Raw genomic sequence first — 26173 nt, forward strand, 5'->3', positions numbered from 1 at the left:
ATTGTATGAAAATGTCGCTAAGAGATGATTATTATTAGCATTATATTTAACAAAAAGGAGATAAAAGATGGATAAAATTAAAATGACTACTCCAATTGTGGAGATGGATGGAGATGAAATGACTAGAGTTCTTTGGACAATGATTAAAGATGAATTGATTCATCCTTTTGTTGATCTAAAGACAGATTATTATGACTTAGGTTTAGAAAATAGAAATACAACAGATGATCAAGTAACAGTTGATGCTGCTAATGCAACCAAAAAATATAAAGTTGCTGTCAAATGTGCTACAATTACTCCAAATGCTCAAAGAGTGGAAGAGTACAATCTAAAGAAAATGTGGAAGAGTCCAAATGGAACTATACGTGCAATGTTAGATGGAACAGTTTTTAGAGCGCCTATTGTTGTTAAGGGAATTGAACCAAATGTTAAATCATGGAAGAAGCCTATATCAATTGCTAGACATGCATATGGTGATGTATATAAGGCTACAGAAATGAAGGTAGATGGACCAGGAAAGGCTGAACTTGTTTTTACAGCAGAAGATGGAACAGTTAAAAGAGAATTAATTCACGAATTTAAAGGACAAGGTGTAATTCAAGGACAACATAATTGTATAGATTCAATAGAAAATTTTGCACGTAGTTGTTTTGAATTTGCATTAGATACAAAGCAAGATTTATGGTTTTCTACTAAAGATACAATTTCAAAGAAATATGATCATACGTTTAAGGATATTTTTGCAGATCTTTATGAAAAAGAATATAAAGAGAAATTTGAAAAAGCAAATATCACGTATTTTTATACTTTGATTGATGATGCAGTTGCTAGAGTAATGAAATCTGAAGGTGGATTTATTTGGGCATGTAAGAATTATGACGGAGATGTAATGAGTGATATGATATCATCAGCGTTTGGTTCACTTGCAATGATGACATCTGTGTTGGTTTCACCACATGGCTATTATGAGTATGAGGCTGCTCATGGAACAGTTCAAAGACATTATTATAGACATTTAGCAGGAGAAAAAACTTCAACTAATTCTATAGCAACAATTTTTGCATGGTCAGGTGCATTAAGAAAACGTGGAGAGTTAGATGGAAATAGTGAATTAGTTACATTTGCTGATGCATTAGAAAAAGCATGTGTTGATACAGTAGAAGATGGCAAAATGACTAAAGATTTAGCACTTATTACATCAATTGAAAATCCAGTTGTGTTGAATAGTGAGGAATTTATTAATGAAATTCGAACAAAATTAGAGCAGAATTTATAAAATGTTAAAATTTTCACACATTGACAGTTTGATAAAAAGAACGTATAATTATTTTAGAACCTAAAATAATAAAGAAGGATTTTCTTCTTATAAAAGGTAAGCGATAGGAGGAAAACAAAAGTGACTAAAGAGATTTCACAGGCGGTTATAAAAAGAATGCCAAGATATTATCGCTACTTAGGAGAATTACTTGATGATAATGTTGAACGTATTTCATCAAGGGATTTGAGCAAGCGCATGAATGTTACGGCGTCACAGATTCGTCAAGATTTAAATAACTTTGGTGGGTTTGGACAACAGGGATATGGCTATAATGTTAAGTTTTTATATGATGTTATAGGCAGAATATTAGGCTTAGATCAAACACACAATATAATTGTAGTTGGTGCTGGCAATCTTGGACAAGCATTAGCTAATTATGTTAAGTTTGAAAAGTTTGGTTTTGTAATTACAGCCTTATTTGATGTGGATCCAAATCTTATCGGAACTAAAGTTCGCGATATTCCGGTTTACGGATTAGATAAGTTAGACGAATATTGCAAAAATAATGAAATAGATATTGCAGCTTTAACATTACCTAAGAACAAAGCAGATGATGTAGCCCACCATTTAGTAGATTTAGGCATTGGTGCTATATGGAATTTTGCTCATGTGGATCTTGATTTAGAAGAAGATGATGTTATAGTTGAGAATGTTCATTTGTCAGATAGTTTAATGAGATTGTCATATAACATTATGCAGAAAAAGTTTAGCTAAGATTATTCATTATGTGTTCATTATTTATACCGATAAATATAAAGAAGTATGTTTTATATTTTTAAGTAGATGAGGGCACTGTATGAAAAATGAGGAAGAATTTAAAAAAGCATTACGTAATAAAGAAGTGCCACTTTTAGTCATTGACCAAAAGTGGCACAGACTTTTTGCAATCCATGGTAAAACCCAACAGATTGTGAATTTAGAAAATAATGTTAATGACTTACTTAAAAAACAGGCTAATTTAAAAAAAAATCATAAGAATCTTAAAAAAGTTAAAAATCAATTAATGAAAGACATAGTTGATAATATGGTTTCATCTATGAATGAGAATGATTATGACGTTAAAGATAAAATTTTAACAGATAATAAGCGTTTAATAGAAGAAATCAATGAAAAACTTGAAGAGTGTGAAGATCAACTTATTGAACTACCTAAAAAAATTTCAAGGGCAAATGAAGAACTTATGATATATAGTATGTCATATTGCTATGATAAAATGCATGTTAATTCAAGTGAAGCAGAAATGTTAGCAAATAAAATAAAAGAATTACGTGTCGAATTAAAAAAAAATATCATAAAAAAACAGAATAGAGATATTAATAATCGTGAAATTTATTCTTATATGCATGATATTTTAGGACACGATATAATAGATTTATTTGATTTACATGATGATTATGAAGAAACAAATGAGTCTAAATAGTAAATTTTTTTAAATTTAGTCTTTACAATTAAAAAAAATAAATTAAAATGTTATTAGTAGCGTTTTTTGCCACATAGAAGTTTTTTGGTTGTCTTTTTATAAATTTTAATGTAAGAGGTGACTTAGAAAATAGGGGAGACAGGTGTGTATTAATGAAATATATTGTTGATAGCGAAGAAATGAAAATGTATGACAAAAATACAACGAGTTTTTATAAAATGCCAGAAATTGTACTTGTGGAACAAGCAGCAGGTGCGATGTCTAATGAGGTTTCAAAATTATTAAATAAGGCAAGTTATAAAAAAGTCTTAGTGGTATGTGGAACAGGAAATAACGGTGCTGATGGAATTGCAGTTGCTCGATTGCTTAATGAAAAAGGATATGATGTTGATATTTGCATTGTGACAGACAAGGGGCTAGATAAGGCTTCAGAGTCATTTAGACAAGAATTAGATATATTTAAAGCCTATAGATATAAAATATATGATAAGGATATAATTAATAGTATCTTTGAAGAACATAAAAAATTGGGCATATGCAGATATGATGTTATTGTAGATGGAATTTTTGGTGTTGGATTATCAAGAGATATAGATGGAATTTATTATGACACTATAAATAAATTAAATCTATTAGACGCATTAAAAATTTCAATTGATATCCCATCTGGAGTATGTTCTTCTACAGGTAATATTTTTAATATAGCGTTTAGTGCAGAGTATACATTTACTTTTTCTTTTTTTAAACTAGGGCATTTTTTATGGCCGGGAGTAGATTTTTGCGGCCAGGTCAAGTGTGTTGACATAGGAATAACTCATAGAAGCTTTTTGGGTAAGCAACCTAAATTTAGAATGTTAGAAAAATCAGATTTGGTTAGTTTGCCAGAAAGAAAACGAAATACTAATAAATCAAGTTACGGTAAAGTTTTAATAATTGCCGGAACAAAGAATATGGCAGGTGCGGCTATTTTTTCTGCTCTTGCAGCATATAAAATGGGATGCGGACTTGTTAGAATTTTTACAAATGAAATTAACAGATTAATTATACAAAGTGTATTACCAGAAGCTGTGTTGGTAACCTATGATGATGAAACTGATATAAATGATACTTTAAAAGCAAATTTAGATTGGGCTGATTCTGTAGTTGTAGGACCAGGACTTGGAGTCGGAGAGACTTCGAAAGAAATTGTAAAATCAGTAATTAATAATACTTCTTGTCCAACTGTTTTTGATGCGGATGCAATTAATATAATTTCGTATAATGATGATTATAAAGATTTGATAAAAAAAGCTACAAAGGATCACAACAAGATTTTTATTTTTACACCTCATATGGGTGAGTTATCAAGATTAATAAAAGTTGATATAGCAAATATTAAGCAAAATATAATTAAGTTAACACAAAAAGTTGCCGATGATTACAAAGTGATTTGTGTATCAAAAGATGCGCATACTATAATTTGTGAATCTGAAAGAAATAATTTTCTTAATATTTCTGGTTGTGAGGGATTAGCGTCAGCAGGTAGTGGAGATGTGCTTACTGGGATAATAGCTAGTTTGCTCGGACAAAAGGTACAACCTAATTTTGCAACTGCTTTAGGAGTTTATCTACATGGTTTAGCAGGAGAATATGCGAGTAGGGATACTACAGCATCAGTAATGGCAAGAGACATTGCAGATGCACTAAAAATAATTTTTAAAGAAATCAGGTATTAAGAAATGAAGTTAAATAAGAGAGTTTATGCAACAATTGATTTAGATGCTGTTATAGCTAATTTAGAGTCTATGAAAAATAATCTAAAAGAAGGAACAAAGATTGTTGCAGTAGTTAAGACAGATGCTTATGGTCATGGCGCAAAAGAAATTGCAAAAACAGTAGAAGATATTCCATATATTTGGGGATTTGCAGTCGCAACGCTTGAAGAGGGAGAAATACTCAGAAGAAATGGAATAAAAAAACCAATTTTAATTTTAGGTGTAACTTTTCCAGAAGAATGCCAACAGATTATTGAAAGAGATATTAGACCTACAGTATGTAATTTTGAAATGGCAGAAAAAATTTCAAAAGAAGCACAAAAAATAGGAAAAATATGTAGAATTCATATAAAAATCGATTCTGGAATGGGTAGAATCGGATTTTTGGTAAATGAAGAAAATGCAGAGACAATTTGTCAGATTTCTAAGTTGCCAAATATCGAAATTGAAGGAATGTTCACTCATTTTGCTAGAGCTGATGAACTTTCAAAAGAACCAGCATATGATCAAATATCATTATTCAAAAAGATGGTTAAAATGGTTGAAGATAAAGGTGTAAGTATCAAATTAAAACATTGCTCTAATTCAGCAGGTATAGTTGAAATTCCAGAAGCAAATATGGATATGGTAAGAGCAGGAATTACATTATACGGTTTGTGGCCATCTGAAGATGTTAAAAAAGATATTATAGATTTAAAACCAGTAATGTCTTTACATAGTACAATTACTTTTATCAAAGAAGTTGAAAAAGGAACTGCAATTAGTTATGGTGGAACTTATGTTGCGGATTCTAAAAGAAGAATTGCTACAGTACCGGTTGGATATGGTGATGGATATTCTAGGGGCCTTTCAAATAAAGGATACGTACTTATTCATGGACAAAAAGCACCAATTTGTGGACGTGTGTGTATGGATCAAATGATGGTTGATGTTACAGATATAAAAGATGTTAAAGTATTTGATGATGTTACTCTTTTAGGAAAAGATGGTGAAGAAGAAATTACACTTGAACAATTAGGTGAAATTTCAGGTAGATTTAATTATGAATTTGCATGTCTGATTACAAGTAGAGTAGCAAGATATTATATAAAAGATGGTAAAGTTCTCTATACAAGAGACGCGTACAAAATTTCAATTGATTAATGTATCTGAAATTTTGAAAAGTGGTATATAACAAATAAAGAAAAGGTGGTATGTAGATGGATGATGGTGGGAGTCCCATTATTATTGTAATGGCTATTATAATGTCAATACTTGTATTGGTATTGCTGGTATTGCTTGTTTTTATGAAAGATGAGATTAATAAAAAATTTCAAAAATTGAAAGATAGTCATTTTTCATTAGATAACAAAGATGTTACCGAAAAAGAAATATTATCTATGGTTAATGAAGGTCATGAACAGGGCGTTTTACATGAACAAGAAGCAGAAATGATTAATAATATCTTAGAATTTGATGAGAAAGAAGCCAAGGATATCATGACGCATAGAACGAATATAATTGCGTTAGATGCAAATATGTCTTTTTGCGATGCTATTGATGTTATGGGACAAACTTCTAAATCAAGATTTCCCGTTTATGATAATGATATAGATAATATTATTGGTATTTTGCATATAAAAGATGCATTAGATTTTTGCCATAGGAATGAAGTGTTTAGAACTTCGCTTAAGGATATTCCTAATTTAATAAGTGATGTAAAATTTATTCCAGAGACAAGGAAAATTAATGTTCTTTTTAGAAAAATGCAATTAGAAAAAATACATATGGTAGTAGTGGTGGATGAATATGGTCAAACATCTGGTATAGTTGCAATGGAAGACATTTTAGAGGAAATTGTCGGAAACATTGAAGACGAGCATGATTTAGAAGAACATCACATTGAAAAAATATCTAAAGACTCTTATGTCATAGATGGAATGACTTCTATAGAAGAATTGAAGGAGATATTAGATATTCCATCTGACAGAATTGAGTTTGATACATTAAACGGAATGCTTGTATCACTGATTGATAAAGTACCTAATGATGGCGAAAATTTCACTGTTGATGCGTATGGATATAACTTCTGTGCAAATTTAATCGAGGATAAAACCATAAAAAAAGTAACAGTTACAAAAAAAAATAATGTTGCATAATTGTTTGTTGCAAGATATTCAAAATAATGATAGAATTACATATTAGAGACTGCCTAGCATATAATATGCTCAGACATCATAGTGATACTCTTAGGTATTAATTTTAGCTAGGAAAAAATAGGTAGAAAAGAGGAAATATAATGTCAGGACATTCTAAGTTTGCTAATATCAAACATAAAAAAGAAAAAAATGATGCTGCAAAAGGAAAAATTTTCACAATCATTGGTAGAGAAATTGCTGTTGCAGTTAAAGAGGGTGGTCCAGACCCAAATAATAACTATAAATTAGCTCAGATTATTTCAAAAGCTAAGGCTAATAATATGCCAAATGACACAATTGAAAGAGGTATTAAAAAGGCATCTGGTGATGCTAACTCTGCTAATTATGAGTATTGTACATATGAAGGATATGGTCCAAGCGGTACAGCTATTATCGTAAAATGTTTAACAGATAATAAGAATCGTACAGCTGCTGACGTTCGTAACGCATTCACAAAAGGTTCAGGAAGCGTAGGAACACAAGGATGTGTATCATACATGTTTGATGAAAAAGGTCAGATTTTAATCGATAAAGAAGAGTGCGATATGGCTGCAGATGATTTAATGATGGAAGCACTTGATGCAGGTGCAGAAGACTTTAACGAAGAAGATGACAGCTTTGAAATTACAACTTCACCAGAAGATTTTGATGCAGTTAACAATGCATTAAAAGAATTGGGAATTAAGATGGCTTCTGCTGAAGTTACTATGATTCCACAGACATATGTTACATTGACAGAAGAAGCTGATTTAAATAATATTCAAAGAATTTTTGATTTATTAGATGAGTCAGATGACGTACAAGAAGTATATCACAACTTTAGAGAAGAGTAATTACATTTTTTGTTAATTAACATCGTGTAGACTAACTCTAGGAATTTCAACGATTTTACTTGAAAAGGTATTGTTGAATTCCTAGAGTTTTTTTAATTAAAGGAGGTATAAATAATGGCTTGGTATGATGAAACTAATTTTTATCACATTTATCCACTTGGTTTATGCGGGGCACCAAAAGAGAATAAATATGATGGCATAGAGCATAATATAAGAAAGCTTGATCCATGGATAGATCATGTAAAAGATCTAGGATGTAATGGAATTTACATTGGACCGTTATTTGAATCGGTAGGACACGGATATGAGACCACAGATTATAAAAAACTAGATTCACGATTAGGAGATAATGATGATTTAAAGGCTTTTGTAAAGAAATGTCATGATAAGGATATTAAAGTTGTTTTTGATGGAGTATTTAATCATACAGGAAGAGATTTTTTCGCATTTAAAGATTTGAAAGCAAATAGAGAAAATTCAAGATATAAAGATTGGTATTGTAATGTTAATTTTTGGGGAAATAATGAATATAATGATGGATTCTCATACGATAATTGGGGTGGATACAACTTATTGGTAAAACTTAATCAATGGAATGGTGAGGTTAGAGATTATATTTGTGATGTAATTAGATTTTGGGTGAAAGAGTTTGATATTGATGGTATTAGATTAGACGCTGCAGATGTATTAGATTTTGAATTTATGAAGTGTTTAAGAAATTTAGCAAATGAAGTAAAAGAAGATTTTTGGCTAATGGGTGAAGTTATACATGGAGATTATACTAGATGGGTTAACAATGATACTCTACATGCTGTAACGAATTATGTAATGCATAAAGCATTATATTCAGGTCATAATGATCACAATTATTTTGAAATTGCGCATACACAAAAGCGTCTAAATGACATGGCACAGAATAATCCATTGAGACTAAGATTGTATAATTTCGTAGACAATCATGATGTTGAGAGAATATACAATAAATTAAATAATAAAGCCCATTTGATATTAGTACATATTTTATTATATACTTTGCCAGGTGTACCATCCATTTACTATGGCTCTGAATTTGCTATAGAAGGTAAAAAGGAGAGAGGTTCGGATGATAGTTTAAGACCTGCTCTTAATTTAGATGATTTTAAAGATTATATTAATACAAATGAATTGACTAAGAGTATTAAGAAGCTTGGAGAAGCTAGAAAACAGTCAAAAGCACTTAATTATGGCTTCTACAGAGAATTATTATTAACAAATAGACAGTATGCATATGCAAGAACTTTAAATGCAGATAGTCAGTATTATAATGGTGTTCCTGAAGATGAAAAAAAGTATGAAAATGCAATTGTAACACTCAATAATGATGATAATCCAGCAACTTTAAACGTTCCAGCGGATGGATTTGAAAAATACAAAGGAGTTTTATCTGGAAAAGAAATAGTTGCAAACAGCGGTAATTTGTGTATTAATTTAGAAGCTAATTCTGGAGATGTTTGGTTGCCAATAATATAAGTAAAAAAGAGGGTATTTTAACTTTATAGAATTAAATCTATAAGTTTTAATACCCTCAATTACTGTTTTTTTGTTTAAATTTTTTATTCTTACTTCTTTTAATTATAAATATTTGTTATAGAATTCTTCTTTGGTTAAAGGTTTTGAAAAAAGATATCCTTGAAAACACGTAACATAAATTTGCTTTAGATATTCTTTTATTTCATTAGTTTCAACACCTTCTATACATAAATCAATATTAAATTCCTGACATAATTTTGAAATAGAATTTACAATGATTTTATCAGGATTAGAATCGCATATGTTTTTGATAAAAGCTCGATCAATTTTCACTATATCTACATTTATATTTTTTAAAACGCTAAATGAAGAAAAACCTGTTCCAAAATCATCTAATGCAAAACGTATACCTTCATTTCGCAATGATTTAGTAAAATTATTAAGTAAATCTATGTCTAATAAACGACAACGTTCAGTAATTTCTAAACACAAATTCTTTTTAGGAAAATTGACTTGTGTAATTATTTTTTCAATAGTATTTATAAATTCTTTTTTCTCAAGTTGAGTATAGGAAAGGTTAATATTAACTTCTAAATTAGGATATTTTTCAAGTAAAGGCTTCATTTCTTTAAGCGCAGTATGTATAATCCAATCGCCCAACTGCGAAAATGAGGAATCCTTTTCAAGAATTGGAATAAAATAAATAGGTGGGACTAAACCATATTTATCATTTTTCCAACGTATCAAGGCTTCAACACCAACTAATTCTTCGGTTTTTGAGTCAACTATAGGTTGATAACAAAGAAAAAAACCTTCAAAATCTTTTACAATACTATCTCGAATGGTATTAAGCTGTTCTAGCCGTTCATTAAGATTACCATCTAAATCTTTTTCAAAAATCGCAAAATCACCTTGTTTTAGATTTATAGATTCATAATATGAGCTTTTCAAACAACTATAAATTGTATGTGCACCAACTGTTTTTGAACTAACATATAAACAGCTACCACCAATAAATAGTGAAAGCTTTAGATTGTCAACAGATAATCCAAGTCGAAGCTCTTCTTTCATTTTTTCGAATAAATCGTTCATATCTTGAATAGTATAATTTTTAGACAGAATAAGAAATTTAGTACCTTCCATTCTATAAATCTGATCTATGTTGTTAAAAGTATTTTCAAGATATTCTGAGAATACCTTCAATAGATGATTACCTACTTCATAGCCATATATATTGTTTAAATCAGAAAAATTACTAATACCAAATAAACTAACTGTAAAACCAAACATAGAAGAATTACTAAATTCTTCAAAATAACTATATATATTTTTTAAATTTGTTATTGCATCAATATTACTTTGATAGCCATGATTAGTTATTGTACCAGCAAAATATGTTGGAATACCATCATCATCGTCAAAAACTAGGCCTCTACAACTACATAGAACGTAGGATCCATCTCTAGCTTTAGCACGATATCGCATATTATGACTATTTGATGAACCGGAAAAAATAGCATCGATATCTTTTCGATATTGCTCTCGATCATCAGGATGAATGTGTTCTTCCCAAATAGCACCAGCATTGTACATGTACTCGTTTGGCAAATCAAAAAAATCAACTGCTTCTTTAGACCATCTCGAAAAATCATTTTTTATATTACAAAGATAGACATAGCTTCCTTCAGCAGTTATTGAAAAAACTTCAAATAACTTTGAAAGCATACTATCTTTTTTATATGTTGTAATTAATGAATCAGTATTTCGTTCTGAAATAAGTTTACTCATGTAAAGGGCTCCTCACACTACTTTTTTAAAAAAATTATCCAATTTCTAACTGTATCGGCAAAAAGAACTTGACAATTTAACCTACTTATTCCTATCATAGTTAGTGTGTGTGTTATAACACAAAGTTATAGAGAAAAAGGAGATATAAAAATGACTAGAATAGGTATTGTTGGATACGGAAATTTAGGCCGAGGTGTAGAAATTGCTACAAAGGCTGCAGATGATATGGAACTTGTAGCTGTTTTTACAAGAAGAGACCCTAAGACAGTTAGTATTATTTCAGAAAATGTACCAGTATTAAATGTTGATGAAGTAGAAGAGTGGAAAGATAAAATTGATGTGATGGTATTATGTGGTGGTAGTGCAACAGATTTACCAGTTCAAACTCCTAAATTTGCTCAAATGTTTAATGTTATTGATAGTTTTGATACTCACGCTAGAATACCAGAACATTTTGCTAATGTTGATAAGGCAGCAAAAGATAATAATAAAGTTGCTATTATTTCAGTGGGTTGGGATCCAGGAATGTTCTCATTAAATCGAGTTTATGCAAATGCAATTTTACCAAATGGTAAAGATTATACATTTTGGGGAAAAGGTGTAAGCCAAGGACACTCAGATGCAATTAGAAGAATTAAAGGTGTAAAAAACGCTAAACAGTACACAATCCCTGTTGAAGAAGCATTAGAAGCAGTTAGAAGTGGTGAAAATCCAGAACTTACAACTCGTCAAAAACATACAAGAGAGTGCTTTGTTGTATTAGAAGATGGAGCAGATGCATCATATGTAGAAAATGAAATTAAGACAATGCCAAATTACTTTGATGAGTATAATACTACAGTTCATTTCATTTCAGAAGAAGAATTATTAAAAAATCATAGCGGAATGGCTCACGGTGGTTTTGTTTTCCGTTCAGGTTCAACAGGCCTTAACAATGAAAATAAACACATCATTGAATATAGCTTAAAACTTGACTCAAATCCAGAATTTACTACAAGTGTATTAATTGCTTATGCAAGAGCTGCACATAGATTAGCAAATGAAGGTTCTTTCGGTTGTAAGACAGTATTAGACATAGCTCCATCATACTTATGCAATATGTCAGATGAAGAATTAAGAGCTCATTTATTGTAATAAGAAGGTGGATAAAGTGAAGAAAATACTTATTACTTTGAGTGTATCTATTGTTTGTTTAGCAGTAGCTTATGGAGCTTTTATTGGTGTAAAGAAATTTAATTCAAATGGAAAAACTGAAGTTAAAGTAGCTAGTGTTAAAAAAACAAAAAATGTAGCGGTAAATAAAAAAAATAAAGTCAAAAAAATAGAATATAAAGATACAAAGGCTACAAAAGATATAGTTAATCCTGAGATCATTAGTACTAATGGTATTGTTGTTGATATTGATAGCAAGACTATTATCGCAAGAAAAAATGATAAGCAGGTAATGTGTCCTGCATCTATGACTAAGATTTTAACAGTTTTAGTTGCCTGTGAAAAAGTAAAAAATCTTGATGATAAAATTACTATAACAAAGGATATGATTAATTATGTCTATGCACATGGCTGTAGTTCTGTGGGATTTGTTGAAGGTGAACAAATCACAGTAAAAGACGCACTTTATGGAACAATTTTACCATCAGGAGCAGATGCTGCATTAGCATTAGCAACTTACGTAGCAGGTTCACAGGATAAATTTGTAGTTTTGATGAATAAAAAATTAGATGAATTTGGTTTGTCAAAAACGGCACATTTTACAAATTGTATTGGATTGTATGATGATAATCATAAATGTAGCATGTATGATATGTCCATCATACTTAGTCATGCATTAGAAAATAAATTTTGTAAGAAAATTTTGTCGACTCATACATATACAACTTCAAAAACAGAGCAACATCCTGAAGGATGTACAGTATCAAATTGGTTTTTAAGAAGAATCGAAGATAAAAAAATGCCAGGTAAAGTTATGTGTGCTAAAACTGGTTTTGTAAATCAGTCAGGATCATGTGCAGCTAGTTATTTTGAAGATAAATCAAAAAAACATAAATATATTTGTGTGACTGCTGGTTCAAGTAGTTCTTGGAAATGTATTTATGATCAAGTAGAAATTTATAATGAGTTTGCCTCATAAACAATAGCATATAACTGTTAGTATACTTTATTGTTTATAGGTGAATTTATAAGAAATAGACACTAAGTTATTTTAACTAGTGTCTATTTTTTATATTTATTTCCACTTAAACCCCAAAAAATAAAATTATGCAATATTTATTAAAAATAATAAAAATAAGTGTTGACAAACTAAAGTTAATAAGGTAATATAAATATCAGTTAGGGAAGCCTAACCGAAAGGAGAGGTCATGAGTTCTGAAATTATTAAGATTTTAAATAGACAAGATTTGAAGAAGCTTGAGCTGCAAATTATAGTGCAATGTACTCCAGTGTTAATAAGATGTAAAACATCTAATATGTTAAGTGTAGACGAAAAATATGAGTATTCAGTAAAAAGAATATGCAAGAAAATGTTTTTAAAAACAGTTGAACTTGTGAGACTTAACGGTAAGATAATATTTTTTGTATATGATGCAGAAAAACTAGAAAGTTATGTATCTAAAAAAGAATGCAGATTTGTTTTACATAAATTAGGATATAAAATAGATGATTTAGAAAGCGATTTGTTAGAGTTTAGAAATAGATATAATTTATATTTAAATAGTAGAAAAAGCTTTCCGCATGAGATGGGAATATTCTTAGGATATCCTATTGAAGATGTTGTTGGATTTATAAAAAATGATGGTAGGAACTCATTAATAACAGGATATTGGAAAGTATATAAAGATGCTGATTCAAAAAAGAGGTTATTTGAACTTTTTGATAATGTTCAGTTAAAAATACTTAAACGATTTGCAAAAGGAGAAAACTTAATAGATATAGTAAACAATAATGCTTCAGCAATAGTAAGTATGACTGATACATGCGAAATATATGCTTAAAAATGTTCATAACCCAAAGGGATAAATAAAGGGTTACAAAATAAAAAATTACATTATTTAGGAGGAAAAAATGGATAAGGTAAAAGTAATTTACTGGTCACAGACAGGTAATACTGCAGCAATGGCTCAAGCTGTTGCAGAGGGAATAAAAAAAGAAGGAAAGGAAGCTGAAATATTAGATTGTAGCAGTGTATCTGTAGCTGATTTAAAAGAAGAAAAAGCTTTTGCTTTAGGTTGTCCTGCTATGGGCGCTGAAGAATTAGAAGAAGGTGAAATGGAGCCTTTAGTAGAAGAAATATGTGCAATTTGTGCATCTAAGACAATTGCCTTGTTTGGATCTTATGGATGGGGTGATGGTGAATGGATGAGAAATTGGGTTGATAGAATGAAAGAAGCCGGAGCAGTTGTTTTAAATGATGAAGGGGTCATTTGTCAAGAATATCCGGGTGACGAAGCTATTCTAAATTGTGAAAATTTAGGAAAGCAATTAGCAGCTGTATAATAATACAGTTTTTAAATACGATAGCAAGTTGAAGAACTCCCACTTCACTTGATATAAATTATGTAGACTCCGATAAAGATTCGCCATATCTTTTCTCTCGGAAAATTTGTTAAAAAACTTAGTGTAGATCAAAGAATAAAACGTTAAGAGAAATCTTGGCGTTTTTTCTTTTTTTTATAAAAAAGACATAAAAATATAATTTGACTTTTTTTTATACAGTTGTTAATATATAAAAGTATGTTGATATAATTATTTTAAATGCAACTATAGTATAATGGATAGAACGCGAGACTCCGACTCTCGAAATGTGGGTTCGATTCCCGCTAGTTGCATGCAAGGATAAATTAATAAGTAATGCTAGGAGGAAAATTATGCAGAATTTGCGTGATAAAATAAAGAAGTTTTTTTCACCAAAAGGTAAGAATGGTAGTTTTTTTAAGAGAAATTTCAGAATCATTGCAGCGTCTATTTTGTTAGTTGTTTTAGTTGCTGTTTTGGTATATTCTGTTGCAGTTGATAGTGGAAGGCTCAGAAAAATGGGCAAAATAGAAGCAGGAAAGGCTAATATTGAGAATTTTGAGTTTGATAAAGAATTTATTAAAGACAAGAAGTTAAACAAGAAAATAAAAAATTTAATGAATAAGTATTTCGAAGGATATGCAACAGCTGATATAGATGAAATGAAAGAAGTTGCAACACCTGTATCAGGAGATGAAGGTAATTACATTAAATTTATTACAAGTGATTATGAATCATTTGACAATATTAAAGTATATGTTAAAAATGGTTTAACAGAAGGTTCATATTTTGTATCTGTTTACTATGGTTTAAAATTTAAAAACGTAGATGCAACAGTGCCAGGATTAGAATTCTTTTATCTTGAGACAGATAATAAAGGCAAGTTATATATTAACAATTTATATAGTAGCTATAATTTCTCAAAAAATGAAAATGCTATGGATAAGACAATCTATGACTTGATTTCTAAATATGAGAAACAAGATGACGTAGCTGCGCTTAGAAAAGACACAGAAACAGCATATAATAAAGCATTAGCAAAAGATAAAGATCTTGCTATTGCTGTTACAAAAATCAAAGATAAGATTAAAGAGTGGTCTAAGAAAACAGAGGCTGCTGAAGAAAAAGCAGCAAAAGAAAGAGCTGAAAAAGAAAAGGCTAAGAAAGAAAAAGCAGCAAAGGAAAAGGCCGAAAAAGAAAAGGCTAAGAAGGAAAAAGCTGACAAAGAAAAAGATAAAAAGAAAACTGAAGAAAAAAAATCATCAGAGAAGAAGGATGATAAGTCTACAGAGAAAAAAACAGAAAATAAACAGTCAGATACTGTAAAAGTAAAAGGTACAGGTATTCTTGTAAGAGATAGAGCAGGTACTGAAGGTAGTCAGTTAGTTGGATCAGTTGATGCAGGTGAATATAAGAAGCTTGGTCAAGAGGGTGACTATATCTTGATTCAATTTACAGATGATAGAGGTGCTCATACAGGATACATTAACAAACAATTTGTTGAAAATTAATAGAAAAGAGCGGAGACTTTTTAGTCTCCGTTTTTCTAAATATAAAAAAAACATATTATTAAAATGAGGTAAGCATGTCAAACAATGTAGAAGGTGTACGTATTAATAAATATCTTAGCCAAGCAGGTGTCTGTTCAAGAAGAGCTGCAGATGAGCACATTGCAAATGGTGAAGTACTAATAGATGATGTTGTGGCAGAAAGTGGTATGAAAGTTATGCCAGGTCAAAAGGTTTATTTTAAAGGAAAATTAATTAATTCTGAAGACGAGTTTATTTTGATTGCTTTTAACAAACCTGTTGGAATAGTATGCACAGCAGAAAAAAGAGAAAAAGATAATATAATAGATTATATTAATTATCCTAAAAGAATTTTTCCAATAGGAAGATTAGATAAAAATTCTCAGGGTTTAATTTTACTTACAAATGACGGAGATATATTTAATAAAATTATACGTGGAAGTAATGAACATGAAAAAGAATATATTGTTAAAGTAAATAAACCTATTACCGATGAGTTTATAGAGCAAATGTCGAAAGGTGTTTATATTGAAGATTTAGATAAGACAACTAGACCTTGCAAAATAACAAAGGTTAATGATAGAAGTTTTAAAATAATTTTAACACAAGGTTTAAATAGACAAATTCGTAGAATGTGTAAAGTATTTGGTTATAGAGTTACATATTTAAAACGCGTTAGAATTATGAATATCCAGTTGAGAGATTTAAAAGTTGGTGAATACAGAAATGTAACATCATCAGAGTTAAAGCTTTTAAAATCAAAAATTTCAAAGTCAACTAATGGTCCACGTAGAGTTTAATAGTAATAAACAGTTATTTTTTGGTGGATTTTATAGATTTTGAGAATATATCAGATTATAGATGAATATTCAATATTTAAAATAGGTGTGTGATTATGGAAAAGAGAACAAGAATAGAAGAGTTAGTTGATAAATTAAATATGGCATCAGAAGCTTATTATTCTGGTGGAAATGAAATAATGTCTAACTATGAATGGGATAGCTTATTCGATGAATTAGTTATGCTAGAAAATGAAACTGGTATAGTTTTAGAAAATTCTCCAACACAAACAGTTGGTACAGATAAAGAAACTGGAAAAAAAGAGCAACACGAATACCAAGCCTTATCTTTAGCTAAGACAAAAAGTGTTGATGAACTAATTAAATGGGCAGAAAATAGAGATATATGGCTTTCATGGAAATTAGATGGATTGACTCTTGTTTTAACATATGATGATGGTAAATTAAGTAAAATTGTTACACGAGGAAATGGTACAATTGGTACAAATATTACTCATCTAAAATCAGTAATATCAGGATATCCTTTAAATATTGACTATAAAGGACATATGGTTGTTCGTGGTGAAGCAACAATTTCATATACTGATTTCAATAATATAAATGATATGATAGAAGATGATGATGAGAAATATGCCAATCCAAGAAATTTAGCATCAGGTTCTTTAAATTTGGATAATCCAGAAGAAGTGAAAAAAAGACATGTTGAGTTTAATGCTTTTACATTAGTTCATATTGATGATGCAATTAATTCATGGGGCGATAGAATGGAGTTCCTTGAAAAATTAGGATTTACTGTTGTAAAAAGGGAGCTATGTACAACATTAACGATAAGAGATGCTGTAAATAGATGGACAAACGATGTTGAAACAGGCAAAATGGACATACCTGTGGATGGGTTAGTAATTTGCTATGATGATGTAGAATATTCACAAACAGGTAGTGTGACAGGACATCATGCAACAAGGGCAGGTTTAGCTTTTAAATGGCAAGATGAATCCGTAAAAAGTAAATTGAAATACGTTGAATGGTCATGTGCAGTCTCAACTATTTCGCCAGTTGCAGTTTTTGAGCCAGTTCAAATTGAAGGAACAACTGTTTCGAGAGCTTCTTTGTGTAATTTGAGTGAAATTGAAAGATTAGATTTAAAAGAAGAGGCAGAAATTGAAGTAATAAAAGCTAATAAAATTATTCCAAAAGTTATTTCTTCACAAAATGGTATAGGTGATCTTAAAATTCCAGACGTTTGTCCGGTTTGTGGTGCTAAAACTAGCATTCATATTAGTAAAACAGGCACTAAAACACTTCATTGCGTAAATGAGGAATGTTCAGCTAAACATGTTAAACGTTTTGAAAGATTTGTAAGTAAAAATGGTATGGATATTGAAGGATTGTCAGTACAGACTATTTTAAGATTTATGAATGAGGGATTCATATCAGATTTTAAGGATATTTATGAATTAAACAAACATTATGATACAATAAAAAAGCTAGAAGGATTTGGTGAAAAATCATGCGAAAATCTTGATGCGGCAATAAAGAAAAGTATAATGGTTAAAGCGGTTAATTTTATTTATTCTTTATGTATACCAATGATAGGTCTAGATGCTGCAAAAAGAATTGTATCAAGTCTAGGGTTTGAAGAGTTTGTTAACCGTTTAGAACAATTTATTCCGTTTGTTGATATAGATGGAATTGGTGATGAAAAATCAAGTTCAATTATTAAATGGTATCAAGATGAAAAAAATCAAGAAGAATTTAAAGCTTTATTAAATATTATTTCTATTACAGAAGGAGATAAAGTTGTTCTAGAAGGTGGAAAATGCCAAGGAATTACTTTTGTTATAACAGGTGATGTTCATAGCTTTAAAAATAGATCAGAATTCAAAGCGTATGTTGAATCTGAGGGTGGAAAGGTTACAGGTTCAGTATCAAAGAAAACGAACTATCTTGTTAATAATGATATAGAATCTATGTCGGCAAAAAATAATAAAGCAAGAGAATTAAATATTCCTATTATTTCAGAGGATGAATTTATAGAAAGATTTGGAAAATAATAGGTGAAATGATATTATAATTTTAAATAAGTTTAAATGTTTATAAGAGAGAGAGGAATAGAAATGCCAATAAAGACACAGAATGATTTACCAGCAAAAAGTATTTTAGAGCGTGAGAATATTTTCGTAATAGATGAACATAGGGCGACGCATCAGGATATTCGTCCTATTACAATAGCAATCCTAAATTTAATGCCGTTAAAAGAAGATACAGAGTTACAGCTTCTTAGAATGTTATCAAATACTCCATTACAAGTTGATGTATCTTTCTTAAAATTAGAATCACATAAATCAACACATACATCACTTAGTCATTTAAATAAGTTTTATGAGTCATTTAGTGAAGTTAAAGATAAAAATTTTGATGGTTTGATTTTGACTGGTGCACCTATAGAGTTGATGGAATTCGAAAAAGTAGACTATTGGGAAGAATTATGCAAAATTATGGAATGGTCTAAAACACATGTCACATCGACACTACATGTTTGTTGGGGAGCACAGGCAGGATTATATTATCATTTTGGAATTAAGAAGCACGTTTTAGGTCAAAAATGTTTCGGAATTTTTAATCATAGAGTGAGAAAAAGAAAAATACCGCTAGTAAGAGGTTTTGATGACTATTTTATGGCACCACATTCAAGACATACTGTTGTTAGAAAAGAAGATATCGAAAACTGTGATGATTTAGTTATTTTAGCAGATTCTAAAGAGGCTGGTGTATTTTTAGTGATGAAAGAGGACGGAAGACAAATCTTTATGATGGGACATCCAGAATATGATAGATATACACTTGATAGAGAATATAAGAGAGATGTTTCTATGGGACTAGATATTGAGCCACCTTTGAATTACTATCCTAACGATGATCCAAATGAGAAACCAAAATTGTCATGGAGATCACACGCAAGTATTTTTTACGCTAATTGGTTAAATTATTACGTGTATCAACAGACTCCATATTCATGGAATAAGATAGCCGAGAAGTAGCAAAAAGACTAGATTCTTTAACTTTATTATGAAGTTATCAAAGGGATTTGAGACTGTAATTGACGAAGGTGGAGTATTCCTTTCGGGTGGTGAAATCATAGAAAGAGAAAACTATGATTCTTTGATATAACAGGATGGAGTATCTTACATATGGTTTTACTACAAGCATAGTGGATAGATTTTAGTAAATTTATATAAGAGAATAAAAAATTTTGTTTTCAAAATATATATTATTTGTTATAATGGTATATATAATTACTGAGGAGGCATAAAATGGCTGAAAACAGAAAAACATTTAAGATGAAAGAAAGTGAAGCTGGCGAAGTTAGAGTCGCTGATGAGGTGGTTGCAATTATCGCCGGACTTGCTACAACTGAAGTAGAAGGAGTAAGTTCTATGGCTGGCAATATCACAAATGAAATTGTTAGTAAATTAGGAATGAAGAATCTTTCTAAGGGAATTGTTGTGGAGGTTTTAGAAGAGGAAGTTAAAGTTGATGTTGCAATTAATATCGCTTATGGATATAGCATCCCAGAAGTATCTAAAAACGTTCAGGATAAAGTAAAGAGTGCTGTAGAAAATATGACAGGATTAACTGTTGCAGAAATTAATGTTAGAATTGCAAGCGTTGATATGTCTGAAAATAATTAGTACTTTTTAATCAGTCGAATTTATAGTATAATCAAGGATGTCATTAGACATCCTTATTTTTTGATTATATATAAGTAATAGATAATGGTATGTTTATTGTATATTTTAAGTACCAAGCAGAAAGGAACCCAAAAATGAAACGATCACAAATTAGAGAAAATATTTTTAAATTATTATTTCGTTTAGATTTCCATAATAGTGAGGATATGAAAGAACAATTAAATTTTTATTTAGACGACATTGGTTTAGTTCAAGATTATCCAGAAATTAAGGATGATATTTCTAAAATGACATTAGAAGAAAAAGAATTAGTTATTAATACTGTTAAGAATATTATAGATAACATTCCAGAAATTGATAACAAAATTAATGAGGTGTCAGATAATTGGAAAACATCAAGAATGACAAAAGTTGATTTGACTATTATTAGACTTGCAGTGTATGAAATCCAAATGGACGAGAATGTACCTGATAAAGTTGCAATTAATGAAGCAGTTGAATTGGCTAAAATGTATGGAACAGATAAATCAAAAGCATTCGTAAACGGTGTTTTGTCTAGATTCGTTGATTAATTATGAATAAAAATGTATATAAAGTTCAACAACTAAATAATTATATTGGAAATATGTTCGCACAAGATTTTATGTTAAAGAACATAAGCGTTGAGGGTGAAGTTTCAAATTGTAAATATCATAGTAGTGGACATATATACTTTAGCCTTAAAGATGAAAAATGTTTGATAAAATGCGTTATGTTTAAGAGTAAAAGAGCAGGCATAAATTTTACGATGAAAGACGGAGATTGCGTAGTTGTTACAGGGTCTGTAGAAGTCTTTGAACGTGATGGCATTTATCAAATGTATGCTAGAGAAATAGAGCATGGTGGTGAAGGAGATTTATTCTTAAAATTTAATGCTTTAAAAGAAGAACTTGAGGAAATGGGGATGTTTGCAACTGAATACAAACGCCCTATTCCAAAGTATATTAGGACTTTAGGTGTTGTTACAGCAAGCACTGGAGCTGCAATTAGAGATATTCAAAATATTGTTACAAGAAGAAATCCAAAGGTTAAAGTTATTTTATATCCAGCATTAGTTCAGGGAGAAGGAGCTAAAGAGAGCATTGTTAATGGAATAAATGCTTTAGAACAAATTGGTGTAGATGTGATAATTGTAGGCCGTGGTGGTGGTTCGTTAGAAGATTTATGGGCTTTTAATGAAAGAATTGTTGCTGAAGCGATTTTCAATTGCTCAATTCCAATTATATCGGCAGTTGGACATGAAACAGATTATACAATATCAGATTTCGTTTCTGATTTAAGAGCACCAACCCCTTCAGCGGCTGCAGAACTAGCGGTTTATAATTATTTAGATTTAATAAATGATTTAGAGAATTATAATGAAATTATAAATCAAAAGTTTAATTATAAAATAACTAACATGTTATATAGATTAAAAAATCTTGAAAATACTATTAAGCTAAAAAATCCAAATAGATTGTTAAGTGAAAGAAAAGCTAAAATAAATTCGTATTATACTGAATTGAAAAACTTAATGAATAATCATTTAGCTGTTTATAAATACAAATTGGAATTTTTAGCACAAAATATAGATTCTAAATCTCCGACAAAACGCTTGTCTGGTGGATATGCATTTGTTACTGATAAATATGGAAAAAATATAAATTCAGTTAATCAATTAGAAACTTCGCAAGAAGTTAATCTATTTTTAAAGGATGGAAGAGCAACTGCAAAAATCCTTGAAATTGAAAAAAACGGAGCAAACTATGGCGAAAAATAAAAAAGAAGTTAATGAAAATAACGAATCTAAATCTATAGAAGAAAGGTTCACTGAAATAGAAGATTTAATAAAAAAAATGGATTCTGAGGATGTCTCACTTGAAGAGTCCTTTGAATTATATAAAAAAGGTTTAGATGAGGTAAAAGAATCCTATAATATTTTGCAGTCAATGGAGGGTGAAATTCTTAAATTGACTGAAGATGGAGAATTAGAGGAATTATAATATGGATTTTAAGGGTGAAATCGCTGATAAAGCAGCAAAAATAACAAAAAAAATAGAATTATATCTTCCAAAAGAGGAAGGTTTTCAAAAAACTATTTTTTCGGCAATGAATTATAGTGTGATTGTCGGAGGAAAAAGAATTAGACCAATGCTGATGAAAGCGGTATATGATATGTTTGAAGGTACATCAGAGGCAATATACCCTTTTATGGCTGCAATTGAGTTTATACATACATATTCGTTGGTGCATGATGATTTGCCAGCAATGGATAATGATGAATATAGGAGAGGACAAAAAACTACTCATGCAAAGTTTGGAGAAGCTATGGGAGTTTTAGCTGGTGATGCGTTATTAAATTATGCATATGAAATTGCTTTGAAAGCTTTTGAAGTAGATTCATCTAATAAAGATGCAATTATAAAGGCTTTGAAAGTTTTAACTCAAAAATCTGGCGTGTATGGAATGGTCGGAGGTCAAGTTGTTGACGTTGAATCGGAAAAAACATCGAATAGCGTTATAACACGCGAAAAATTAGATTTTATATATAGATTAAAAACTGGTGCATTAATTGAAGCATCTATGATGATTGGTGCTATTTTGGCAAATGCATCTGATAAAGATGTTGATTATATCGAAAAGATAGCATCTAAGGTAGGTTTAGCTTTCCAAATTCAAGATGACATTTTAGACGTTGTTAGTACGTTTGAAGAACTTGGAAAACCTATTGGTAGTGATGAAAAAAACAATAAAGAAACATATGTAACTTTTGAAGGAATAGATAAGTCAAAGGAAGACGTACAGAGTATTACGAATGAAGCAATTGATTTATTACATTCTTTTAATAAAAATGATAAATTTTTAGAAGATCTTTTTGTATATTTAGTATACAGAAACAAATAAGACTATCGGAAAGGCTTTGGTATGGTTTTAGATAAGGTACAAAAGGTTAACGATATAAAAAATCTTAATACAGAAGAGTTAGAATTATTAAAGGCAGAAATTCGCAATTTTTTAATTGATTCTATTTCTGTGACAGGTGGACATTTAGCGTCAAATTTAGGTGTAGTTGAATTGACTATGGCATTACATCTATCGTTTGATTTACCAAAAGATAAAATAGTTTGGGATGTCGGACATCAGTCATATACTCATAAAATCTTAACAGGTAGAAGAGAAGGATTTACAAATCTTCGCCAATATGGTGGAATGAGTGGTTTCCCTAAAACAGATGAAAGTGACTGTGATGCATTTGATACAGGACATAGTTCAACATCTATTTCAGCTGGATTAGGATTAGCTACAGCAAGAGAATTAAAAGGTGAAGATAATTATGTAATATCGGTTATAGGTGATGGTGCTTTAACTGGTGGAATGGCATATGAAGCTCTTAATAATGCGTCAAGCCTTAATTCGAATTTTATTATTGTATTAAATGATAATAATATGTCTATATCGGAAAATGTAGGTGGAGTGAATAAATATTTAAACGGATTTAGAACAGCATCTGCATATATTGATTTTAAAGATGGTGTAATGAATTCACTTAATAAAATTCCAGTTTACGGAAAGAAAATGGTCGCAAAAATAAAACGTACCAAAAGCGGAATTAAGCAATTATTGATTCCTGGAATGTTTTTTGAAGAAATGGGAATTATGTATTTAGGTCCGGTTGATGGAAGTGATATTAACGCAATGTGTAAAATTTTTCAAGAAGCAAAAAGAGTTAATGGACCAGTTATAGTACATGTTATCACCAAAAAAGGAAAGGGATATCCCCCAGCTGAGAGACATCCTTCGAAGTTTCATGGAGCACCACCATTTGATATTGAAACAGGATTACCAATATCGAAGAAAACACATGCAAATTATACTGATGTTTTTTCTAAAACTATAAATAGGCTGGCAGAAGAAGACAAGAGTATTGTAGCCGTTACGGCAGCAATGGAAGATGGGACAGGGTTAAGCAGGTTCAAGAAGAATTATAGTAATAGATTTTTTGATGTGGGTATCGCTGAGGCTCATGCTGTTACATTTTCAGCAGGACTTGCTAAAAACGGTTTAAAGCCTGTTTTTGCAGTGTATTCGTCATTTTTACAAAGAGGATATGATCAGATAGTACATGATGTTTGTTTGCAGAATTTACCAGTTGTTTTTGCAATCGATAGAGCAGGACTAGTTGGAAGTGATGGTGAAACTCATCAGGGAATATTTGATATTTCTTTTCTTTCGTCAATACCTAATATGACAATAATTGCGCCAAAGAACAAATGGGAATTAGCAGAAATGATAAAATATGCGTTTGAGTATAATTCTCCAATAGCAATTAGATATCCAAGAGGATGTGCATATGAGGGCTTGAGTGAATATCGAGAAAAAATAAGAACTGCTCGAGCAGAGGTGATTTACAATGAATCACAAATTATTTTATTTGCGTTAGGTAGTATGGTTAAGACAGCAAAGGAAGTTCATGATAAACTTAAAGAACGTAATATTAATTCAACGTTAATAAATGCTAGATTTGCTAAGCCATTTGATGGTGATTTAATTAAATGTGCAGCTAAAAAGCATACTCTTTTAGTGACATTAGAAGAAAATGTTGCAAGTGGTGGTTTTGGAGAGCATGTTGCAAGTTTTGTTAAAGAAAATAACATTGATATTGAAGTGTTGAACATAGCTATTCCAGATATGTATGTAGAACATGGAAATGTTGAAGTTTTATATAAAAGCTTAAAAATTGATGCTGAATCAGTATTTAATTCTGTTTTAAAGAAATGGGAACATATGCAAGAATAAATAATAGCATATAAATGATATATTATATAATGTGTAAGAAATATATTATATATAAAAATATGTTATATATAAAAACATGTTATATATAAAAATATGCTATATATAAAAATATGTTATATATAAAAATATGTTATACAATACATAATATATAATACATAATATTTAGATTTAAGTGATTTAAATCTATACAAATATAAATTTATAGAATGAGAGATAATAAATGAAAGAAAGATTAGACGTTTTAGTTGTAAAAAATAATATTGCACCTTCTAGAGAAAAGGCAAAGACACTTATTATGGAAGGTAAAATTTTCGTAAATAATAATAGAGAGGATAAGCCAGGTAACACATTTCCAGAGGATGCTAAAATTGAGTTACATGGTCAGACTCTTAAATATGTTAGTCGTGGCGGTCTTAAATTAGAAAAAGCTATGGTAAAGTTTGGCATTGATTTGACTGATAAAGTTTGCATGGATATTGGAGCCTCAACTGGTGGATTTTCAGATTGTATGCTTCAAAATTCAGCAAAAAAAGTATATGCTGTTGATGTAGGATATGGTCAATTTGCATGGAAGTTGAGACAGGATGAAAGAGTTGTTTGCATGGAAAAAACTAATATTCGTTACGTTACACCAGAAGATATTGATGATAAACTTGATTTTGCGTCATGTGATGTGTCGTTTATTTCATTAACTAAGGTTTTAGTCCCTGTTAGAGAATTGTTGAATGAAAACGCTGAAATGGTATGTTTAATTAAGCCACAGTTTGAAGCAGGTAAAGAAAAAGTAGGTAAAAAAGGTGTTGTAAGAGATCCAAAGGTTCATGAAGAAGTAATTGAAAAAATTGTTGATTTTGCGCTAAAAAATGGATATTCTGTAAAAAATCTTGAATTTTCTCCAATAAAAGGACCAGAAGGAAATATAGAATATCTAGTTCATATACAAAAATCAGAAACAGCAACAAAGGAGGAGTCAGTTGACATACATGAGATTGTAAATCTGGCTCATGGTCAATTAGATAAATAAG

Annotated in this window: 24 protein-coding genes and 1 tRNA gene; 24 read left to right on the forward strand and 1 reads right to left on the reverse strand. The window is 30.2% G+C overall.

All coding sequences use genetic code 11. The features are described 5' to 3' along the window. Positions 1–67 precede the first annotated feature (67 nt). The 8 genes from BMY79_RS01415 (at position 68) to BMY79_RS01450 (ending at position 9011) form a co-directional block, all read left to right on the forward strand. The gene (locus tag BMY79_RS01415; RefSeq protein ID WP_022748560.1) at positions 68–1276 is read left to right on the forward strand and encodes an NADP-dependent isocitrate dehydrogenase; all 1209 of its coding nucleotides are present in this window, start codon (positions 68–70) and stop codon (positions 1274–1276) included. Positions 1277–1432: 156 nt separating this feature from the next. Then, positions 1433–2032 carry a redox-sensing transcriptional repressor Rex gene (locus BMY79_RS01420; protein WP_051132182.1) on the forward strand — a complete coding sequence of 200 codons (600 nt, stop codon included), beginning with the start codon at positions 1433–1435 and terminating at the stop codon, positions 2030–2032. An 82-nt stretch (positions 2033–2114) separates the two neighbouring features. Continuing rightward, complete coding sequence (locus BMY79_RS01425; RefSeq protein ID WP_022748557.1) at positions 2115–2738, forward strand: hypothetical protein; 624 nt, start codon at positions 2115–2117, stop codon at positions 2736–2738. A 152-nt stretch (positions 2739–2890) separates the two neighbouring features. After that, on the forward strand, positions 2891–4453 hold the full coding sequence (locus BMY79_RS01430; RefSeq protein WP_022748555.1) for a bifunctional ADP-dependent NAD(P)H-hydrate dehydratase/NAD(P)H-hydrate epimerase: 1563 nt from the start codon (positions 2891–2893) through the stop codon (positions 4451–4453). 3 nt (positions 4454–4456) lie between these two features. After that, a complete protein-coding gene (gene alr / locus BMY79_RS01435) occupies positions 4457–5635 on the forward strand; it encodes an alanine racemase (protein WP_022748554.1) in 1179 nt (392 codons plus the stop codon). Positions 5636–5691: 56 nt separating this feature from the next. Further along, complete coding sequence (locus tag BMY79_RS01440; protein ID WP_242941475.1) at positions 5692–6630, forward strand: hemolysin family protein; 939 nt, start codon at positions 5692–5694, stop codon at positions 6628–6630. Between the two features lie 140 nt (positions 6631–6770). Continuing rightward, the gene (locus BMY79_RS01445) at positions 6771–7502 is read left to right on the forward strand and encodes a YebC/PmpR family DNA-binding transcriptional regulator (protein ID WP_022748551.1); all 732 of its coding nucleotides are present in this window, start codon (positions 6771–6773) and stop codon (positions 7500–7502) included. Positions 7503–7616: 114 nt separating this feature from the next. Further along, complete coding sequence (locus tag BMY79_RS01450; RefSeq protein ID WP_022748550.1) at positions 7617–9011, forward strand: alpha-amylase family glycosyl hydrolase; 1395 nt, start codon at positions 7617–7619, stop codon at positions 9009–9011. 102 nt (positions 9012–9113) lie between these two features. Here BMY79_RS01450 and BMY79_RS01455 read toward each other — a convergent pair whose 3' ends face one another. Further along, the gene (locus BMY79_RS01455) at positions 9114–10799 is read right to left on the reverse strand and encodes an EAL domain-containing protein (protein WP_022748548.1); all 1686 of its coding nucleotides are present in this window, start codon (positions 10797–10799) and stop codon (positions 9114–9116) included. Positions 10800–10949: 150 nt separating this feature from the next. Here BMY79_RS01455 and BMY79_RS01460 point away from each other — a divergent pair, with 150 nt between their 5' ends. From BMY79_RS01460 to BMY79_RS01535, 16 genes are all read left to right on the forward strand, one after another. Beyond that, positions 10950–11933 (forward strand): diaminopimelate dehydrogenase, encoded by a 984-nt coding sequence (locus BMY79_RS01460; protein WP_022748547.1) that lies wholly within the window; start codon positions 10950–10952, stop codon positions 11931–11933. 16 nt (positions 11934–11949) lie between these two features. Further along, positions 11950–12930 carry a D-alanyl-D-alanine carboxypeptidase family protein gene (locus tag BMY79_RS01465; RefSeq protein WP_022748546.1) on the forward strand — a complete coding sequence of 327 codons (981 nt, stop codon included), beginning with the start codon at positions 11950–11952 and terminating at the stop codon, positions 12928–12930. A gap of 229 nt (positions 12931–13159) precedes the next feature. Continuing rightward, complete coding sequence (locus BMY79_RS01470) at positions 13160–13792, forward strand: DUF3793 family protein (protein WP_027421834.1); 633 nt, start codon at positions 13160–13162, stop codon at positions 13790–13792. A gap of 70 nt (positions 13793–13862) precedes the next feature. Then, on the forward strand, positions 13863–14294 hold the full coding sequence (locus BMY79_RS01475) for a flavodoxin (RefSeq protein WP_074730332.1): 432 nt from the start codon (positions 13863–13865) through the stop codon (positions 14292–14294). Between the two features lie 260 nt (positions 14295–14554). Beyond that, positions 14555–14626, forward strand: a tRNA-Arg gene (locus tag BMY79_RS01480). A 39-nt stretch (positions 14627–14665) separates the two neighbouring features. Continuing rightward, on the forward strand, positions 14666–15823 hold the full coding sequence (locus BMY79_RS12100) for a hypothetical protein (protein WP_022748542.1): 1158 nt from the start codon (positions 14666–14668) through the stop codon (positions 15821–15823). Between the two features lie 74 nt (positions 15824–15897). Then, complete coding sequence (locus BMY79_RS01490; protein WP_027421832.1) at positions 15898–16641, forward strand: pseudouridine synthase; 744 nt, start codon at positions 15898–15900, stop codon at positions 16639–16641. Between the two features lie 95 nt (positions 16642–16736). Beyond that, positions 16737–18695, forward strand: coding sequence for an NAD-dependent DNA ligase LigA (gene ligA, locus BMY79_RS01495; protein ID WP_074730333.1), 1959 nt, complete (start codon positions 16737–16739; stop codon positions 18693–18695). Between the two features lie 63 nt (positions 18696–18758). Continuing rightward, on the forward strand, positions 18759–19682 hold the full coding sequence (gene metA, locus BMY79_RS01500) for a homoserine O-acetyltransferase MetA (RefSeq protein ID WP_074730334.1): 924 nt from the start codon (positions 18759–18761) through the stop codon (positions 19680–19682). A gap of 273 nt (positions 19683–19955) precedes the next feature. Continuing rightward, positions 19956–20333, forward strand: coding sequence for an Asp23/Gls24 family envelope stress response protein (locus BMY79_RS01505; protein ID WP_022748536.1), 378 nt, complete (start codon positions 19956–19958; stop codon positions 20331–20333). A gap of 134 nt (positions 20334–20467) precedes the next feature. Continuing rightward, positions 20468–20905, forward strand: coding sequence for a transcription antitermination factor NusB (gene nusB / locus BMY79_RS01510; RefSeq protein WP_022748535.1), 438 nt, complete (start codon positions 20468–20470; stop codon positions 20903–20905). Positions 20906–20907: 2 nt separating this feature from the next. After that, positions 20908–22131 (forward strand): exodeoxyribonuclease VII large subunit, encoded by a 1224-nt coding sequence (gene xseA / locus BMY79_RS01515; RefSeq protein WP_029067387.1) that lies wholly within the window; start codon positions 20908–20910, stop codon positions 22129–22131. After that, on the forward strand, positions 22118–22354 hold the full coding sequence (xseB, locus tag BMY79_RS01520) for an exodeoxyribonuclease VII small subunit (RefSeq protein WP_074730335.1): 237 nt from the start codon (positions 22118–22120) through the stop codon (positions 22352–22354). Before xseA ends, xseB begins: the two co-directional genes overlap by 14 nt. Position 22355: 1 nt before the next feature. Next, the gene (locus tag BMY79_RS01525) at positions 22356–23255 is read left to right on the forward strand and encodes a polyprenyl synthetase family protein (RefSeq protein WP_074730336.1); all 900 of its coding nucleotides are present in this window, start codon (positions 22356–22358) and stop codon (positions 23253–23255) included. 21 nt (positions 23256–23276) lie between these two features. Further along, complete coding sequence (gene dxs, locus BMY79_RS01530; RefSeq protein WP_022748530.1) at positions 23277–25148, forward strand: 1-deoxy-D-xylulose-5-phosphate synthase; 1872 nt, start codon at positions 23277–23279, stop codon at positions 25146–25148. Between the two features lie 220 nt (positions 25149–25368). After that, positions 25369–26172, forward strand: coding sequence for a TlyA family RNA methyltransferase (locus BMY79_RS01535; RefSeq protein WP_022748529.1), 804 nt, complete (start codon positions 25369–25371; stop codon positions 26170–26172). Position 26173 lies beyond the last annotated feature (1 nt).

The sequence above is a fragment of the Lachnobacterium bovis genome (assembly GCF_900111325.1).
Lineage (GTDB): Bacteria > Bacillota > Clostridia > Lachnospirales > Lachnospiraceae > Roseburia > Roseburia bovis_A.